This is a genomic window from Lentibacillus sp., from assembly GCF_035301675.1.
Lineage (GTDB): Bacteria > Bacillota > Bacilli > Bacillales > Amphibacillaceae > Lentibacillus.
Genome location: NZ_DATGTT010000063.1, coordinates 1 through 18,784 on the forward strand (window position 1 = coordinate 1; position 18,784 = coordinate 18,784).

An 18,784-nucleotide genomic window follows, 5' to 3' on the forward strand; every position below is an offset into this window, starting at 1 on the left:
AGGTTTAACCGAACAGGAAAAGTAATTGCATTCACTGGAATGTGGACCTTTGCCTTTGGCGCTGCATTTAATGAAACAAGTTCAGATGTTACAGGTACACCTGAACTTCTCACTTCCTTTTCAATTCCTTTGGTTGTTATAGGAATCGCATTATTGATTGGTTCAAACTTTTTCAGAAAAAAACTTAAGAGATAATCTTCTTCAATCGGGCGCACTTCCGGAATAATAGATAGCGTCCAATTTGCCATTGTCGGGCCATTTTGTTGAAGAAAACTTTCATGTATTCATTTTAATTGTTGGCCAGTTCGTCCCGGTCACTCGCGCGGGGAGGTTCTTCCATCCATCCATGTTCAATAAATAGGTTAGCACCGTCTTCCGAGTATTTCAGGATTTCGTGAATAAACCGGTCGTAATGAACCGTTAAATCACGTCTGAGACTCGTGGAAATACTCGTTCCGTAATAGCCCATCCCTAGGCCGATCAGTGCCGTTACGATAAACAGCATCATTTTATCGGAAAAAGGCGGAACCTTTGATTCAGTCACAAATGTATCGGATGTCATCGGTACAGGCAAATCATCCTCACGCAAAATAGAACCGAATATTTCATTATGTTTATCGGCTATTTCCTTGCCTCGTGTAAAAAATTGGCCCACCTTTTTGGTCTGAGCAATTTGACTAAATCCCACCAATGTCGCAACCCCCAAAGAATTACGCTGGAAATTGGCAAACAGATTGGCGATCTCCAATGACAAGAGCGGCCGTCTTTCACCAAACCACCCTGTCATAAATGATTGCTTTTTGACATAATCAACTTTCTCTGGGTAAGGGATGTAAGGGGAGCGGACAAAGAGTCCTTTTGAAAGTAAAGCCTGTTTTGCCATCGTGTTTAATTCTGTGGATTCTTGCAGACATTCGGCAAAGTAAGCATCAATATCGGATCTGACAGCCAATGACTTGGCAACACTGTATGCATTAAGTGATATTTGTGACATTTGAAACATGAAATGGAGCAAATACTGGTCGGAAAATAGCCTTGGTGCTTCGATATTTAAGTCCTGGTTTTCTGAAAATCCGGCGGGCACCGGATAATCTTCCCCGTTGAATATAGCCGTCAGTTTCGCGACGTGCGCCTCGGACAATTTTAAAGCGTGATCTAAAATGGTATGTGTATCAGGATCTTCGCACGTTTTCAAAAAATATTTCAGGATACATATGGATGCTGTATCGTTTTGGTAGGATGTCCAAATTTGCGATAGCTCAGCAGATGTCAGTTGCACGGTGGATTCGTTTGCCATGATTCGATTCCTCCAAAAAATATTTTTGTTTTTATTGTCTGCCTCACAATATAAATTATTCGTCGCAAGACGGCCCGTATGTTGAGTACACAATCAAAAATATGCATAAGGGAAAGGGAAAATAAGTTATTTGCAAAGTGCTAATACATACCACAGGTAATTATTGGGGATGACTAAAGTAACATCAGGAGTTATTGGAGGGGAAATAATTGGAACCTGAAAAAAATGTCAAACTGACATCAGCAGAAATTTCACAGCTTTGGACAGTATACATGGAAGAAAGTGCAAATGTATGTCAATTTCAATATTTTTTAGCTAAGGTTGAGGATGAAGAAATAAGACCTATTGTTCAACATTCCTTAAAGTTAGCTCAGTCACATATTCAAAAAATAACTGAAATTTTTAACAGAGAAAGGTACCCTATACCATATGGGTTTAACATGGAGGAAGATGTTGATATAACTGCCCCCAAACTATACTCGGACACTTTTATTTTGCATTACCTCCATACAATGGGAGGAATAACTTTGCAAGCATATTCACTTGGGATACAACTGGGTGTCAGGGCAGATGTTTATAGTTTTTTTGCTGAATGCCATCAGGAAGCCACAGAAATACTAAGAGAAATAAGGGAATTATTGTTATCAAAAGGGATTTTTATAAGAACGCCAAACCTTCCCATACCAGAAAGTTATGATTTTGTAAAAAGTAAAAGTTTCCTTGCTGGTTATTTTGGGGAAAGAAGACCATTAACAGGTACAGAGATGACAGATCTTAACATGAATTTTCAAAGAAATGCCTTAGGCGCAGCAGTCATGATTGGATTTAGTCAGGTTGCACAGTCTAAAGAAGTAAGACAGTTTCTTGTCAGGGGAAAAGAAATTGCCCAAAAGCATTGTGAAGTTTTTAGCTCCATTTTGGTTGAGGATGATATACCTGTACCTATGACATGGAATACAGAAGTCGCAGATTCAACTACATTTACGTTTTCTGATAAGTTTATGATGTACTTAACCACAGTTTTAATTGGTTTAAGTGTTGGGATTTATGGCACAAGTATGTCAATGTCTCCCAGAAGAGACTTAGGCACGCAATATACCAGGTTATCAGGTGAAATCCTTAAATATGCTGAGGATGGAGCAAAAATTATGATTAAAAATGAATGGATGGAAGAGCCCCCTCGAGCACTGGATCGGGATGAGCTGGCAAAGAAGAAATAAGTCATTAAGTTTAAAGGTAAAGGATATTAAGGCTTGTTGTGGCTTTGAAATAAAGTCCCTCTTTTATTCCGTTTTTACCATAGTTAGAAAATGAGCAAACTTTTTCTTATTTACCGTAAAACATGGGGTTATGAGGTATAATCAGATTTTATTTCAGAGCTACACCTGGAAATGTCATAATTGCATATAGAAGTCGGAAAGGCTATATGCCTTTCAATGATTCTCATTTATTTCCAAACATACTTTTTTACTCCCCATTCGAGAACTCTCTTTTTATCGCCAATCTGCCCCACTGGCCGCCGGAGATAAAGGAAACATGGTTGCTACAATGCCTAAACTGGTCAATTATGATCCTCCCAGTAATTGTTTTTATAATTTTTGTATTGATTATGGTTTAAGTAAACGGGCCCGAATTGATCAGGAATAAAAGCTGAGCTTGTTATTGTTTTAACTTCTCAGATTCTTGAATAGCTCATTGTGCGAATGATGGGAATTTGACATAATTGTTATTAATTTAAGTGCTGGAGAAAAGTCGAGAAGATTTAAAAGTTACGGGGGCATGGTCATGAATCCAATTCTTCTTGATATACCGGAACAGTTTGAAACCGAAAGACTTTTATTGCGAGCACCTCAGAGCGGCGATGGAGTAATGGTTAATAAGGCAATAAGAGAGTCTTTTGAATTAGAAATGGGCTGACCATATTCCACAAACCGAAGAGACTGAAGCAAATGCTCGTAAACATCGGGCGAATTTTTTATTGCGTGACGCCTTCACTTTTTACATACTAGATAAATTTTCTGGAACGTTCATAGGTACTTGCAGCCTGATAAGGATAGATTGGCAAGTGCGTCGCTTTGAGATTGGTTACTGGATTAGGCAATCTGCTTCTAGACAGGGATTTATGAGTGAAGCTGTGGACAGAGTGACTCAATTTGCTTTTAAGAATCTTCAAGCCAATCGTATCGAAATACGTTGTGATTGCATTTCGTCCATGAACGAGGCATCCGTAAGATTGTCCCGAAAACACTTCCCATACGACGGCCCATTGTGCTGGTCTCAGGTGTTTTTGAAATGATGTATTCCGTCTTGCTTTGGGTGAAAAAAGGGCAACATATTACAAGGAAACTCTTAGCAATTTTTTATGATTGCTGTTTTTCCAGCAAATGTGTACATGGCTGTGAAAAGAATTTGTATATGAAGGGGGGGGTTTTTACTTGTTGATATGAATATCTAAAGGATAGAGTGCACAGGTCTAGGATACTATTTTGTACAAGCTAATGCAGCAAGTGAAGATATATGAAAAAAGTTAGGCAAACATATAATGATTCCATACACCTATTTAACAGATGTATTAGGAATATTTCATCATTTTACCGAAAATTACAAGTATTTCAAATTACTCTGTAGTATAATGATAGGGACAGGTTATATTAGGGTGTGCCTTGGGTAAGGCAGTGGAAGAATGACTTCTTGTACTTGGCGACTTCAAATTCCTTATGTGAAGGGGGTTGGAGTACGTGATACCAATTGACAGCACACTCGAGTTAATGCTCATGTTTGGTACGCTCGTATTGTTTATGGTTGATTCGAATGGAAAAAAGTAATTCCGCTGCCGTTTTTGAAGTTCAGGTGTAAGTAATTACTTTTTTCCGTTCCCTTTTCGAAGTCGCCGCACTCTCTATTCTTAACCGTCCGGGTCGCAAGTGGCAGCTTGCGGCTCGCTTTCGGCTTCGAAAAACAGCCAATTTCATTTTATTTCTTCTATACTGTAAATATTCCTTAAAAAATAACTCTTGCTAATATACTTCGATGAGACTTTTATCTTACTTTAATTGTGCCATAAATTTCATTCAAAATCTATTAAAAGTGTTTCAAAGACTACTTCTTTGTTTCTCAATTCCCTTTACATTTATTCGTATAACATCCTAGAATTTTAGGTTGGTCAATATAAAAAACCTCCTATCAGAAAGAGGACAAAGTGAATGTTAGTTGAATGAATCGGACATTTACGGGCAGCTGATTCCCACTTAACCTTCCTGGATCCACCTCGAATCTTCAAGTGCGGGTCTTATTGCCCGTTACATGCGGGATAAATCTGCCATAAGAAATTGTCTCACTCGGAATTGATACTTTCACAATACTGTATTCTTTGCCTGATTCGGCTGCCATATATGCCCGAATTTGGTTGCAGCTTGGAGAGAATCAAGATATAAGTGAATTGAATGTTGAACATATTCCAGCCGGCTAGCCACTCAATTCTGACGACAAAACGGATGCCAACTATCCGGAAATAGGTATTAATATGAAATAAGTACAATTATGAAAATTCAAGTTATGCTCAAACTTGGCAAAACGTGGTGGTATTTGGTTACAATGCGGAGCACATCAACTTCATATAGGAATTCAAGAAGATTTTATTCCTGCTAATAAGGCACATCCAGCATTCAATGTGGAAAACTTAGAAGCGTTGCGGAGGCAGGTAATCGATCAAGGGATCAAGGTCAAGGAGGATGAACCACTTGAAAGTGCTAAACGTTGGATAAGCAAATTCTTGATCTCCTAATAAATATGAATAAAGAAATGAAAAGAGCATGAAATCAGATATCGCTCTCTTTAAACTCAGAAATGCATAATTGATCAATACGAGGGCGCGCTTGTGGAATATCAAATAAAACAGCTCAGTCAAATATAAACTGAGCTGTTTTATTTTTAACGACTGGACCACAAAGCAAGCAATGTTATTTAATGTGTCCAAGTTAATTTTCCTGTTAATAACGGTCTAAAAACGTTGCTATTTAATAAAACAATCATATTGATATCTAAGTTTCCTCCACGGTAAGAGAACTGCTTAGATTTTTCAGGGACTGCTTTTTCGGTAATCCGCTTTAATCAATAATTTGCAGTTCTTTTGGAAATTTGGTTAATGTTTCAGCGCCATCGTCAGTCATGAAAATCATGTCTTCAATTCGTACGCCGCCCTGTCCCGGCACGTAAATTCCTGGTTCAACTGTGTAGCACATGCCGTTCTTAAGTTCCAGTTTGTTTTGACTGTGCATCGATGGGTATTCGTGCGTCTCAATCCCAATCCCGTGCCCGACGCGATGCACAAAAAAATCGCCATAGCCGGCTTGTTCAATTTGCCGTCGTGCAGCTAAGTCAATGTCGCCGACTGCTGTTCCGTTTTGGGAAGCTTGAATTGCTTTTGTCTCTGCTTCCAATACGGTGTTGTAAATATTTTCTTGCTCCGAGCTGATCGATTTATACGCAACTGTCCGGGTGATATCGGAACAATAACCTTCAAAAACGACCCCGAGATCAAATAGCACAAGATCTCCCTTTTCAATCTTTTTCATGGACGGTGTGCCATGCGGTGAGGCAGTTTTGGAACCGGATAAAGTCATTGTTGAAAAGGACATTTGCTGAACGCCCTGCTTTTTCAGTTCATATTCAATTTTTGCAATGATTTCCAATTCGCTCATATTGCTGTTTATGGCTTCGATGCCTGTCTTTATTCCGAAATCAGCAAGTTCAGCAGCTTGTTTTAGGCGTGCATATTCCTGCTTATCCTTGATGACCCTTAAATTGGCCAGTATTTCCTGTGCATCGCTGAACTCTGTATCCGAAAGCATTGATTTTACCTGGCTGAAACGTTCCATTGTCAGATGGTTTTGCTCCACTGCCATGGATTTCGGAATACTATCGTTACGTTTCAGGAATTGGTAAAACAGTTCCCACGGATTTTCACTGTCACTATATGAAATCATGTCATATTCCCAGCCAGCATTTTTGGCATCATCCTTCTCAAGTGCTGGAATGATCATTAATGGGTCATGATGTCTGCTGACATATACAGCGATAACACGTTCGTGCGGGTCTGTGTAATAGTTGCTTAAGTAAAAAAAATTGGAACTGGATGTGACAAGTATACTGTCCAGATCATTATGTTCAAGTTTGCTGTAAAGTGTGTTAAGTCTTTCCGCCATTGTAAGCACTCCTATTTATGATGGTATAGTACAGTATAACAAACTGTACCTAAAAAGTCGTTTGTCCCACATGTAACTGGAGGTATACCGTTACTGATTAAGTTTTACATTATTCAATGAAACCTTTTCGGATCAGAGTCGTATTACCGGGAGAATCGTGACAATGACAGTTTAAATGAAATGGTAAGGTGGAAAAATAAAAATAAGGAGGATACCCCCATGTTTAAATTTTTTAAACGTGTGTCGACTGTTGTAGGCTCTGAACTGAATGCTATGCTGAATAAAGCGGAAGATCCGGTGAAAATGCTCGATCAGTTTATAAGGGATATGGAAAGTGATATACAGGAAGTCGAATCTGCTGTTGCCAAACAAGTGGCAAATGAAAAAATGTTGAAACGAAAAGCTGACGATGCACAGATCAAAGTTGAGAAGCGCCAAAATCAGGCTGAGCAGGCAATTGAGGCGGATAATGAAGACTTGGCTAAACGGGCTCTTGAAGATAAAGCAGAACATCAAAAACAAGCCGAATTACTGTGGGAATCATGGGAGCGGGCGAGCAGAGACAGCGAAGAGTTACGGGATAAACTCGATGAAATGAAAAAAGAATACCAGCAAATGAAATTGAAGAAAGACTCACTGCAGGCCCGAGCGGAGTCTGCTAAGACGAAAACAAAAATGAATCGGACCATGTCGGCGATCGGAAGTGATGAATCGAAAAAAGGTTTCGAACGGATGGAAGAAAAAGTGCTGCAATATGAAGCAGAAGCCGATACCAGTGATGATCTTTCACACAAGAGCCGTTCATTGGATGAGGAATTTGACAATTTGAATAACGATAGTGAAGTTGACAATGAACTGGCAGAGCTTAAGAAGAAAATGGGAAAAGAATAGTTCGAAACACGTTCGTCGTAAGAAGTTAAGATCTAAAGTTTCTCAAGCCTCTCTAAATGAGCAACTTGAATCGGTATGAATAAAAAATACAAAAACGGGTAAAGGAATTAGCGGTGTCTCTATTGAATATATAGAGTATAGACTATTTTGCAAAAGGAGCGATATTCATGAAAGTATCTTATCATGGACATTCTGTAGTTCGCATTAAAACAGACAAGCACACCATTTTAATTGATCCGTTTATTTCCGGAAACGAAGCGTGTGATTTGGATGCAGGATCTGTTGAGGCAGATGTTATCCTTTTGACACATGGACATAACGATCATGTTGGGGATACCGAAGAAATTGCCAAACGCAATGATTCACTGGTCGTTGCCCCGAATGAACTTGCCGATTACCTTGGAAACAAAGGCTTGAACACTCACAATATGCATATTGGCGGGGCACATGAATTCGATTTCGGAAAAGTGAAATATACTCAGGCATTTCACGGCTCGTCCTTTACAGAAGAAGATGGCACTATCATTTATACTGGAATGCCGGGTGGAATACTACTGACAGTTGATGGCAAGACTATTTATCATGTTGGCGATACCGGATTGTTCAGTGATCTGAAGCTGATCGGTGATCTGAATAATATTGATATTGCCTTTGTCCCGATTGGTGATAATTTCACGATGGGACCTGAAGACGCATTGATTGCAACAGACTGGATTAATGCAAAGACAGTTGTCCCTGTCCATTACAATACATTCCCTGTGATTGAACAGGATCCCGAGGAATTTGTTTCCAGAGTTAAAACCGGCAATGGTCTCGCAATGAAAATAGGCGATTCAGTAGATCTATAAAGAAAAAACGTGAGCATCGACGCTCACGTTTTTTAATAGTTTAGCGTACTATTAAAATCCACGATTATGGATAACTGTTGTGATCCTAGCGCGGGATTGGGAAATGGGGGAGAAGAGGTAAAGCAATTCGCGCGAGGTTGGCACGAAATCGTGCGAGGACCGGCTGATTTCGTGCGACCCCCATGGGATTTCGCGCGACGTCCACAAGAAATCGCGCGCCCCTGTTTAAAAATCAATGTATCATTTTATAATGTTGATTTTCGGCGTGTGCCGAAAATTATCATATCCCACTTCAAAAGCCTGATGTGATCATTCCACGATTAGCTTCATAATTTCCAAGGCTTCCGGAGATGAAAGAAGATGCTAAATGCGGCTACTCGAAAATTTAGTAAGCCATTATACACTTCTCGATGTTGTTTACCCTTATAGTAACGATAAGAACTTCCAAATTAATTCTCTTATTGCTGCTAATCATGCCATTTTCATAGTTTCTGTCAATTCCCCCAGTCATACGCTCCGGAACATGCTATAATATAACTGCACTTTAATTTTTAAAATTTTATCAAGGAGCACAGCTATGGATACCATGTTAATACTGCTATTTTTCCTTCTGGGTTTAATTTTTGGCTCATTTTTCAATGTTGTCGGAATGCGAATTCCTCAAAAGCAGCCCTTCGTCAATACCCGGTCCTTTTGTCCCCAATGCAGCCACCAATTGAAATGGTATGAACTCATCCCGGTCTTATCATACATACTTCAGCGTGGGAAATGTAGCTGCTGTCAAGAAAACATCTCACTGTTGTACCCGGCAATAGAGCTGATCACCGGTGTGTTATTTGCATTTTGCTATATTGAAACAGGGCTGGCCCCGGAACTGTTGACCGCGTTGTTCTTCATCTCAATGTTGATGATTATTCTCGTTTCAGATATAAGATATATGCTGATTCCTAATAAAATCCTGCTTTTCTTTTTGCCTTTATTTATCATAATGCGTGTTATTCAGCCGCTTGAACCGTGGTGGTCTCCCATTGCCGGAGCTCTGACCGGTGTGCTGATTCTGGCGGTGATCATTCTCGTAAGCCGCGGCGGTATGGGAGCAGGAGATATGAAACTGTTTGGTCTCTTGGGCATAGTCCTGGGACTGGAGAAAACATTCCTGACTTTATTTCTTTCCTGCGCGATTGGCGCTGTTATTGGACTTGGATTGCTTCTTTTTAAGGTTATTGACCGGAAACAGCCGGTTCCGTTCGGCCCGTATATTGTGGCTGCGGCGGTGGTAACTTATTTCTATAGTGATTCTTTAATAAACTGGTATTTTACAGGCTTGCTGTAAAGAAATGAAAGATTCACTCCCGGAAAGTTCTGTACATCCAGTCTATCTCATAGATTAACACCAAAGGAGGGATTGATTTGCAGCATTATGCGATATTGCGTTTGCTTATGGCAGGTTTTTTCCTGTATGTTGCTTGGCCTGTTATACCCAGTGCTGTCACACCGGAAGCATTTCTGTTTTGGGGAGCATGGCTCGGATTTTTTATTCTCGTGGTCGGGGCAAATTTTGCTACACTTTTACAAATGACAGAGCCTCCTGTTATGGAACAGGAAAGTACAAGGCGGCGTCAGCAAGCTTAACCATTGAGGTTTAACTGTATCAACTGTATAATTAATGGTAAGTATAATTATTAGTACAGTTTGAAAGTCGGTGAACCGGATGGCAACTAAACATGAACAAATTTTGCGGCATATTTTATCGCTGGAAATCGGGCATAAAATTTCGGTCAGGCAAATTGCCAAAACGTTGAATGTGAGTGAAGGGACTGCCTATCGAGCTATAAAAGATGCTGAAAATCAGGGGATTGTCAGTACGATTGAGCGCGTGGGGACAATCCGAATTGAGCGGAAGAAGAAGGAGAATTTTGAACGGCTGACATATGCGGAAGTCATTAAAATCGTGGATGGACAAGTATTGGGCGGTCGTGAGGGATTGCATAAAACATTGAATAAATTTGTCATCGGTGCGATGCAGCTTGAAGCTATGATGCGATATACCGAAGCAGGGTCACTGTTGATTGTCGGTAACCGGGTGAAGGCACATGAATTGGCATTAAATGAAGGGGCTGCTGTCTTAATTACGGGCGGTTTTGATACAAACGATGATATTAAACGGCTGGCAGATGAAAAACAACTGCCGATAATGTCGACAAGCTATGATACATTTACGGTCGCTGCAATGATCAACCGGGCGATTTATGACCAGATGATCAAGAAGGATGTTGTAACGGTGGGCGATATTTATACACCTTACAATGAATCATTGTATTTATATACAAAAGATAAACTGGAACGCTGGTATGAGCTGAACGAGCAATCTGCCCATACAAGGTATCCGGTCGTCGATGCAAAAGAACGGGTAGCCGGGATGATTACATCAAAGGACCTGATTGAAAAAGACAAAAGCCTGCTCGTTGAAAAAATTATGACTCGGAATCCAATAACCGTACAGGAAAGAACCTCTCTGGCTTATGCTGCCCATATAATGGTATGGGAAGGGATTGAACTGGTTCCGGTTGTTGATTCCTCCTACAGGCTGATTGGTGTGGTGTCACGTCAGGACGTTCTGAAGGCATTACAGCAAACTCAGCGTCAGCCGCATACCGGCGAAACAATTGATGATATCGTTGCAAGCAATGTAGTTCCTGCAGAAGAGGATCAGACAGTTTTTCATACGCATGTGACACCGCAAATGACAAACCAGCTCGGGACCCTTTCCAATGGAGTGTTCACAGCGCTAATGACGGAAGCAAGCAGTCAGCTGCTGCGACACTATAAAAAAGGTGATCTTGTCGTAGAAAATCTGACGCTCTATTATTTAAAGCCGGTACAGATTGACAGCGATCTGACCATCAAGCCAAAACTGATGGAAGCCGGACGTATTTATGCCAAAATGGATATCGAGGTCTTCAACGGCAAAAAAATGGTCGGAAAGGGACTGCTGATGGCCCAGTTAATTGACCGTTAAGCAGCACTATCAAAAAAGGAATCGGCTGTATCGCCGATTCCAGGATTGCTCTTCTATGATGTTTCACTATGCATTCAGCCGTTCCCATTCCTGACGATAATGTTTGGTTTCTTTCAATCCAACATACAAATTCATGCTGCCGAAAAATAAAAAAACGATACCGATAAATAAAGACAGCTTTGTTTGATAAAATATATATTGATTAATGGCAAAAAAGAAGATAAAACTTCCGAGACAGATACGGGATTTTGCGTTAAAATAAGCTTGAGTCAGCCCGTCATCACTTTTGAGGATGGCTACTTTGTAATAGACCCAAAATACGAGTGAGAGTACGATAACAATGGGAAAAATAATCATTTCATCTGCTCCTGTTAATAGAGATTGTTCAAATGGTCATTAATAAGTCTTATTATATTGTAGCTTTTTTTTGGTTGATAGAAAAGAGATAGGATCCACTAAATGTGACAAAGTCAGGAGAATTAAATGAGCATACAATGCATTATTCAGACAATCAAATCATATGACACGATTATCATCCACCGGCATGTGCGTCCAGATCCGGATGCGGTTGGTTCGCAGGCAGGCCTTAAAGAAATCATAAGGCGATCATTTCCGGATAAAAACGTCTATATTGCTGGGGAAGGGGATTCATCCCTGGATTTTCTCGCATCGATGGATGGGATTGACGATCATACATATAAAGGTGCGCTTGTGATCGCCTGTGATACGGCTAATGCCGCCCGTATAGATGATCAACGGTATAATATGGGCGAAAAACTGATTAAAATCGACCACCATCCGGAAGTTGATTCGTATGGCGATGTAATGTGGGTGGATACGAGTGCCAGTTCGACTTGCGAAATGATTTATGATCTGTGTCAACACGCAAAAAATGACGGGTTTGTCTTCAGTGATGAAGCAGCACGCCTTATTTATGCCGGAATCGTCGGTGATACCGGACGATTTTTATTCCCAAGCACAACCAAGAAAACATTTCAGCACGCCGCTGAACTTGTGACGTATAATTTTGACCGTCCAAATCTTTATGACGGCATCTATAATATAAAAGAGAATATTGCGAAACTACAGGGTTATATTCTGCAACAATTTGAGCTTTCCGGCTCTGGATTGAGTACGGTTAAATTGACAAAGGAGCTGATGGATAAGTACAGGGTCAGCCCGAATGAAACCGGTCAGCTTGTAGGAGTTCTGGGCAATATTGAAGGTATCAAGGCCTGGGTATTATTTATTGAAGAAGAAGATATTATCCGGGTGCGTCTTCGTTCAAAAGGACCGGCCATTAATGAAATTGCCGCCAAATATAATGGCGGGGGACATCCAATGGCTTCGGGAGCCACTGTCGAGACCTGGGAAGAAACAGATAAGGTGATCAAGGATCTTAATCAAGTATGTTTGAATTATAAAGCGTGAAAAGAGCTGTTCCAAACGGGAATAGCCCTTTTCAATAGAAATATATGGCGATTTATTCGCCTATCTCAGCTTCGACTGCCACCTTGACTGTGTGATGGATTATGAGCGTATCGACAGTAAATTGATAGGTGAAATCATCAACCGTGAAATCTTTGTTCTCGATTGTAGCTTTTAATAAGCCATCGCTCTCGGAAATTATTGATACATCTTTACCAACAATATGAATAATTTCTTCTTTTATTAACTCTTCCAGGTCGTGTATAATTAAGCTGTCAGACAAATCTTCTTCATTTTTTATCGTTATATCAATCGTTTCCACTTTAATCGGTTCTTTTGACTTTTCATCAAGATTTTCATTGTCCTTCAATAATGCTTCATTTTGGTTTTTTAACTCGTTCACCTCTGATTTCAGGGCACGATTCTCTTCCAAAAGCTGTCCATACATGGAACCATGCATATAAATGAAAATAAAATAGGCTATGACTGCACCGGCAAAAGCACCTACCAGGAAACGCTGAACTGATTTCTTTTTATAATATGGCGGAATATGCATTACCCGATATCCTCCTGAATCACCCAACTGATAATGATAATGCCGGCTTTAACTCCGCCCATTGCTGTCAAAATAAGCATGATCTGTTTAAACAGGTCATAGGTGGATCCGTCCAGAATTCCTCTTTCAAAGTTGGCGATGGCATCAAATGTCCCGCCAATTGCTGCTACAATTGCCCAGATTCTTAGTCTGTCTGCAATCCTGTTCATTTGGGTGAAAGGTGCATCTCCTGTCATGAATGCACCAATGCTCCCGATTATGGCACCGCCCACAATGACACCGAATGCGATGAAAAAGCAATGAATGAGCTGAGCTATGAACCGTTCTTCCATCATTAACGCTCCTTGTAACCATACTACCTGAATTTTATGATTTGTCGGGACAAGATATGTCTGAGCAGATGAAATGTATAAAATGCAGTTTTCACCAGGATTAGCTATAATTGGAGTACATACGTAAAAATGGTGTTCAAAAAGGGGGATAAAAAGGGCTAAGAAGTTCGAGGCGGTGAAGCATTGAGCAATGCAGTGTATGCATTTAATGAGCAGCGGAAAAGCAAGTCATGAAGAAATTCCAAGCGCCGTTTTTACCGGACTTTTTGAACAACCTCTAAAAGGAGAAGTGGGATAGCATGTCGTTTACGCATTTACAAGTCCGAAGCGGATACAGTTTCATGAAAAGCACCATAACCGTTGAAAAACTGGCTGAAAAAGCACAGGAAGAAAATTTTGATGCGCTGGCTCTTACTGATGAACATGTTTTATATGGTGCTATCCCATTTTATAAAGCATGTCAGCAGAACGGGATAAAGCCAATCATCGGGATGAACGTGACCGTTACTTCCTCAGAGGATGATCCGGACTATTGTATTCTTTTAGCTAAAAATAATCAGGGCTATCGAAATTTAATCCGATTAAGCACACATATTCAGTTATCGCAAAAAAACGGCATTGACCATTCAGAGCTTGCGCCGTACAGTGATGATCTGATCTGTATTCTAATAACAGCAGACTCCAGGCTGGGAGCGCTGCTGGCTGATGAACCATATAATCAGGTGGAGGAATACTTGGATACAAGATGGCATATGTTTGACGGGGAAGATTTTTATCTCGGGGTCCAGGACCATGGCCTGCACGAAGAACACAGGATTAATCAGGCCGTCAAAGCATTCCGGGAAACGTATCAGACAAAAGCGGTTTTAGTAAATGATGTCAGGTATCTCAATAAGAAGGATGATGCAGCGTACGATTGTTTGCGTGCGATGAGGCATAACCAAAAATGGCCCCTTCGTATAACCGACCGTACTATTAAAGAACGTTATTTGCGTTCAGCAACCGAGGTTGAAGAGCTGTTTGAACGGAATTGGCCGGAAGTAATTGAAGAGACAGCTGTCATTGCAGAGAACTGTAATGTGAAGCTGGACTTTGAGACGAGGATGCTGCCTTCTTATCCTGTTTCGGAACAAACAGATGCACATACATACCTCGAAAAAATATGCCATGAAAATGCAAAACAAAAGTATGGGACTGTTACAGAGGAAATAGAAGAACGCCTTGCTTATGAATTGAATGTTATTCAGTCGATGCAGTTCAGTGATTATTTTTTGATTGTTTGGGATTTTGTTGCCTATGCAAAAGAACATAACATATTGGTCGGCCCGGGCAGGGGTTCTGCTGCCGGATCGCTTGTCTCTTATGTATTGGGAATTACAGAAGTTGATCCAATAAAATATAATTTGCTATTCGAGAGGTTTCTGAATCCGGAACGCGTCACGTTGCCTGATATTGATATTGATTTTTCCGATCACAGACGGGATGAAGTGATTGATTACGTCCGTGACAAATACGGAAATGATCATGTCGGTCAAATCATTACATTCGGCACGTTTGCAGCCAGGTCATTATTGCGTGAACTGTTTAAAACGATGGCGGTTGATCAGCAGGATGCCTATTTTATTTTAAAAGAAATACCCGTTCAAGCGAGATACCCGATTGCAGCGTATGTGAAAGAATCTCAGGATCTGCAGCAGTATATCAAACAATCTGACAAACTGAAGGTCCTGTTTACAGTTGCTGCGAAACTAGAGGGGTTGCCGAGACATATGTCTACACATGCTGCTGGGGTCGTCATCAGCGAAGAGCCGCTTGCTAATCATGTTCCACTCACCGCAGGGGCCCATGATACGTATTTGACACAATATGCCATGAATGACCTCGAATCCATCGGTCTGTTAAAGATGGATTTTCTGGGGCTTCGCAATTTAACGTTATTGGAAAGGATCCTGCAGACATTCCGGTATACGGAAAAACAAATGATAACACTGGCGGATATACCGGACGAAGATGAAGATACTTACAAACTGCTGCAACAGGGCAGAACGAACGGTGTTTTTCAATTGGAGTCTCAAGGGATGAAGCAGGTACTGGCGCGATTAAAACCGACAACGTTTGAGGATATTGTGGCGGTCAATGCCCTGTTCCGACCCGGTCCGATGGAAAATATTCCGATCTACATTAACCGCAAGCATGGTAAGGAGAAGATTGAATACCCGCATCCTGACCTGGAACCAATTTTGAAAAAAACTTACGGGGTCCTGATATACCAGGAACAAATTATGCAAATTGCCCACAAAATTGCCGGGTTTTCATTGGGACAGGCTGATATTTTACGCCGAGCAGTCAGTAAAAAGCAGCAGCAGATGATGGATAAGCAGCACGAAGTCTTTATTCAGGGCTGTCTGGATAACGGGTATACGGAATCTGTCGCCGAGGAAATCTTCCAGTGGATTGTTAAGTTTTCCAACTATGGTTTTAACAGGAGCCATGCGGTTGCATACAGTCAGATATCCTATCAGCTGGCCTATCTGAAAACTCATTACCCTGCCGTCTTCTTTGCGGAATTACTGAGTTCAGCAGTGAACCAGCAAGACAAAGCGGATATGTATATAAAAGAATTGAAAGCTTCCGGTTTATCGTTAGCCCCGCCTTCCATCAATAAAAGTTTTGGCAAATATACTGTGGAAAATCAGCAAATCCGGATGGGCTTCCAGTCAATTAAAGGGATCGGGCATCAGGCAATTAAAGAAATAATCCGGGTAAGACAAGGAGGCCTGTTCAGTAGTTTGTTTGATTTTTGTCTGCGGGTATCGCTTTCGGTCATCAATCGCAAGACACTGGAAACACTGGTGATGGCAGGGGCGTTTGATGAGGTTTATGGAAACCGGGCAAGTCTTCTGGCATCGATTGACCAGGCCCTGGAGCAGGGAGAGTTGTTTAAAGAATTCAGCGGGCAGTCAAGTCTGTTCCAGGATAAGCTTGATCTGGAAGAAAACTATGTTGCGATAGAAGATTTCAGTCTCATGAAAAAGCTGGCTGATGAGAAAGAACTGCTGGGCATTTATGTATCCAGTCACCCGTTTAATAATTACCGGGAAGTATTAGAGGCAAATGATTATATCACTATGTTGGATGCTGAAAAAATGGAAGGAAAACGAAACCTGAAAAGTGCCGGAATCGTACAAACGATTAAAACAATTCGTACGAAGCGCGGCGATCCAATGGCATTTTTGACTGTTGGTGATGAAACAGGAGAAATGGATGCCGTCGTGTTTCCGGATTTGTACCGGGAAGTTCATCGCTGGCTTTCAGAGGAGATGCTCGTAACATTCACCGGAAAAGTTGAGCGCCGTAACAGTCAGCTTCAGTGGATTATGTCCAGTATGGAGATGTTTAACGAACAGGAATGGGAAATCAATCAAAGTGAGCGCCTGTTCATCAAATTAACCGAAGATAATAGTGATAATGCACTTACAGTTATTAAAGGTATCGCAAACAAAAATCGCGGCAGAACACCTGTCATAGTCTATGACCAGAAGGAAAGCAAAACCTATCAGTTATCACATGCTTATTTTGTTCAGCCTGACGAAACATGTCTGGATTTACTGCGAAATCATTTTGGTGCTGACAATGTTGTGCTGAACTCGGTCAAAACACAGTGATAATAAGAAGAGCGAAACCCGCCATAAATCGGCGGCCAACTGCCCCTAAATGCCCGATTCGGTTCAACTAACATTCAGTGGGGAAAAATCACCCCACTGAATGAAGTTTCACTTTATTCTTTACATAGACAAGCGATTTGTTATAATGAAACCATTAAGTGGTCAGACCACCTTGTTGTCAGATTGACACCCAAAGCATTTAGTGACTTCTGGACTGTCCAACTGTGTGGACGGTTTTGGAGGAATATCCAAATGATTTTTGGAGCTACCTTATAAAGGAGTGAATAGTGTGCCAGATTTAAGAAATGAAGCATTGCATATTCATAAAATGAACAAAGGAAAACTTTCAACAGAAGCAAAGGTCCCTGTTCGTAATTCACGGGATTTAAGTTTAGCTTACTCTCCTGGAGTAGCTGAGCCATGTAAAGAAATCTATGATCGTAAAGATGATGTATATGAATATACGATGAAGGGAAACATGGTTGCAGTTGTAAGCAACGGATCTGCAGTTCTGGGTCTAGGTAACATAGGAGCCGAAGCGTCATTGCCTGTTATGGAGGGGAAGTCTGTCCTGTTTAAAAGTTTTGCGGGGGTAGATTCTTTCCCAATTTGTCTGGACTCGCATGATGTCGATGAAATCGTTGAGACAGTTAAAATGATGCAGCCGACATTCGGCGGGGTCAACCTGGAAGATATCGCAGCACCGAACTGTTTCATCATTGAAGAACGGCTGAAGAAAGAAACGAGCATCCCTATTTTTCATGATGATCAGCATGGAACAGCAATTGTGACTGCAGCTGGTTTGATTAATGCATTGAAACTATCCGGCAAATCATTTTCGGATATTAAAGTTGTGGCTAATGGTGCCGGTGCAGCGGGTATAGCTATTATGAAATTATTGTATAACTTTGGCGTTCGTGACATGATTATGTGTGATTCAAAAGGCGCTATTTTCGAAGGCAGAAGCTATGGCATGAACGAGGTAAAAGAAGAAGTCGCCAAAATGACCAACAAAGATAAAAAAGAAGGGTCGCTGGAAGAGATTCTAGAAGATGCTGATGTATTTATCGGTGTATCTGTCGGCGGTCTATTATCAAAAGAAAAAGTGGAAAAGATGAATAATGATCCAATCATCTTTGCCATGGCAAATCCTGATCCGGAGATTCTGCCGGAAGACGCAAAAGAAGCAGGAGCCAAAGTGATTGGAACAGGCCGCTCCGACTTCCCGAATCAGGTAAATAATGTCCTTGCATTTCCGGGTATTTTCAGAGGGGCGCTGGATGTGCGGGCGACCCGCATCAATGAACGTATGAAAATAGCTGCAGCCGAAGCTATTGCGTCTCTTATAACAGAGGATGAGCTGAACGAAGACTATGTTATTCCGGCTCCATTCGATCCAAGGGTTGCGCCTCTGGTAGCATCAAGCGTTGCACGGGCGGCGATGGAATCAGGTGTTGCCAGAATCAATGTTGATCCGGAAAGAGTGGCCGAAAAAACAAGAAGGCTTTCAAAAATTGATGAGGAGTAAAAACCTCTTAAAGGAG

The 18,784-nt window shown here is 41.1% G+C and carries 19 protein-coding genes and 1 pseudogene; 14 read left to right on the forward strand and 6 right to left on the reverse strand.

Annotated elements, in window-relative coordinates; translation table 11 throughout:
- Both VK097_RS11055 and VK097_RS11060 read right to left on the reverse strand, forming a co-directional pair.
- Positions 1–248, reverse strand: a 248-nt coding sequence (locus VK097_RS11055) for a hypothetical protein (protein WP_324211860.1), incomplete at its 3' end; no start/stop codon positions are given.
- A 41-nt stretch (positions 249–289) separates the two neighbouring features.
- Positions 290–1,297: a DUF3231 family protein gene (locus tag VK097_RS11060; protein ID WP_324211861.1), complete on the reverse strand. Its 1,008-nt coding sequence runs from the start codon at positions 1,295–1,297 to the stop codon at positions 290–292.
- Between the two features lie 209 nt (positions 1,298–1,506).
- Between VK097_RS11060 and VK097_RS11065 the strand changes: the two genes are divergently transcribed.
- From VK097_RS11065 to VK097_RS11075, 6 genes and pseudogenes are all read left to right on the forward strand, one after another.
- Entirely contained in the window at positions 1,507–2,517 is a 1,011-nt protein-coding gene (locus VK097_RS11065; protein ID WP_324211862.1) for a DUF3231 family protein, read from the forward strand.
- Between the two features lie 565 nt (positions 2,518–3,082).
- Positions 3,083–3,214: a hypothetical protein gene (locus tag VK097_RS11070; RefSeq protein WP_324211863.1), complete on the forward strand. Its 132-nt coding sequence runs from the start codon at positions 3,083–3,085 to the stop codon at positions 3,212–3,214.
- Positions 3,215–3,275: 61 nt separating this feature from the next.
- On the forward strand, positions 3,276–3,593 hold the full coding sequence (locus VK097_RS15440) for a GNAT family N-acetyltransferase (RefSeq protein WP_414672178.1): 318 nt from the start codon (positions 3,276–3,278) through the stop codon (positions 3,591–3,593).
- Positions 3,497–3,739 (forward strand): DoxX-related protein, encoded by a 243-nt coding sequence (locus VK097_RS15530; protein ID WP_491713025.1) that lies wholly within the window; start codon positions 3,497–3,499, stop codon positions 3,737–3,739. The genes VK097_RS15440 and VK097_RS15530 overlap by 97 nt, the downstream gene beginning before the upstream one ends.
- Positions 3,740–4,688: 949 nt before the next feature.
- Positions 4,689–4,763: pseudogene (locus VK097_RS15535) on the forward strand (YdeJ family lipoprotein); the annotation flags it as partial.
- Positions 4,764–4,862: 99 nt separating this feature from the next.
- Positions 4,863–5,081, forward strand: coding sequence for a VOC family protein (locus VK097_RS11075; protein ID WP_324211864.1), 219 nt, complete (start codon positions 4,863–4,865; stop codon positions 5,079–5,081).
- A 322-nt stretch (positions 5,082–5,403) separates the two neighbouring features.
- Here the strand turns inward: VK097_RS11075 and VK097_RS11080 are convergent, their stop codons facing one another.
- Positions 5,404–6,501: a M24 family metallopeptidase gene (locus VK097_RS11080; protein ID WP_324211865.1), complete on the reverse strand. Its 1,098-nt coding sequence runs from the start codon at positions 6,499–6,501 to the stop codon at positions 5,404–5,406.
- 219 nt (positions 6,502–6,720) lie between these two features.
- On the opposite strand from VK097_RS11080, the gene VK097_RS11085 reads away from it, so the two are divergent.
- The 5 genes from VK097_RS11085 to VK097_RS11105 all read left to right on the forward strand — a co-directional run bounded on the left by VK097_RS11085 (position 6,721) and on the right by VK097_RS11105 (position 11,259).
- On the forward strand, positions 6,721–7,392 hold the full coding sequence (locus VK097_RS11085) for a PspA/IM30 family protein (RefSeq protein ID WP_324211866.1): 672 nt from the start codon (positions 6,721–6,723) through the stop codon (positions 7,390–7,392).
- Between the two features lie 167 nt (positions 7,393–7,559).
- Positions 7,560–8,240 carry a metal-dependent hydrolase gene (locus VK097_RS11090; protein WP_324211867.1) on the forward strand — a complete coding sequence of 227 codons (681 nt, stop codon included), beginning with the start codon at positions 7,560–7,562 and terminating at the stop codon, positions 8,238–8,240.
- Positions 8,241–8,826: 586 nt separating this feature from the next.
- Complete coding sequence (locus VK097_RS11095) at positions 8,827–9,573, forward strand: prepilin peptidase (RefSeq protein ID WP_324211897.1); 747 nt, start codon at positions 8,827–8,829, stop codon at positions 9,571–9,573.
- Between the two features lie 77 nt (positions 9,574–9,650).
- Positions 9,651–9,872: a hypothetical protein gene (locus VK097_RS11100; RefSeq protein WP_324211868.1), complete on the forward strand. Its 222-nt coding sequence runs from the start codon at positions 9,651–9,653 to the stop codon at positions 9,870–9,872.
- Between the two features lie 79 nt (positions 9,873–9,951).
- A complete protein-coding gene (locus VK097_RS11105) occupies positions 9,952–11,259 on the forward strand; it encodes a DRTGG domain-containing protein (RefSeq protein WP_324211869.1) in 1,308 nt (435 codons plus the stop codon).
- Positions 11,260–11,325: 66 nt separating this feature from the next.
- Here the strand turns inward: VK097_RS11105 and VK097_RS11110 are convergent, their stop codons facing one another.
- Positions 11,326–11,616 carry a YtpI family protein gene (locus VK097_RS11110; protein ID WP_324211870.1) on the reverse strand — a complete coding sequence of 97 codons (291 nt, stop codon included), beginning with the start codon at positions 11,614–11,616 and terminating at the stop codon, positions 11,326–11,328.
- A gap of 126 nt (positions 11,617–11,742) precedes the next feature.
- Between VK097_RS11110 and VK097_RS11115 the strand changes: the two genes are divergently transcribed.
- A complete protein-coding gene (locus tag VK097_RS11115; protein WP_324211871.1) occupies positions 11,743–12,690 on the forward strand; it encodes a DHH family phosphoesterase in 948 nt (315 codons plus the stop codon).
- 52 nt (positions 12,691–12,742) lie between these two features.
- Here the strand turns inward: VK097_RS11115 and ytrI are convergent, their stop codons facing one another.
- Positions 12,743–13,243, reverse strand: a complete 501-nt coding sequence (gene ytrI / locus VK097_RS11120) for a sporulation membrane protein YtrI (protein WP_324211872.1) — start codon at positions 13,241–13,243, stop codon at positions 12,743–12,745.
- A complete protein-coding gene (gene ytrH / locus VK097_RS11125; RefSeq protein WP_324211873.1) occupies positions 13,243–13,575 on the reverse strand; it encodes a sporulation membrane protein YtrH in 333 nt (110 codons plus the stop codon). The genes ytrI and ytrH overlap by 1 nt, the downstream gene beginning before the upstream one ends.
- 299 nt (positions 13,576–13,874) lie before the next feature.
- Here ytrH and dnaE point away from each other — a divergent pair, with 299 nt between their 5' ends.
- Entirely contained in the window at positions 13,875–17,240 is a 3,366-nt protein-coding gene (gene dnaE / locus VK097_RS11130) for a DNA polymerase III subunit alpha (protein ID WP_324211874.1), read from the forward strand.
- 328 nt (positions 17,241–17,568) lie between these two features.
- The gene (ystJ, locus tag VK097_RS11135) at positions 17,569–18,768 is read left to right on the forward strand and encodes an NADP-dependent malic enzyme (protein WP_324211898.1); all 1,200 of its coding nucleotides are present in this window, start codon (positions 17,569–17,571) and stop codon (positions 18,766–18,768) included.
- Positions 18,769–18,784 lie beyond the last annotated feature (16 nt).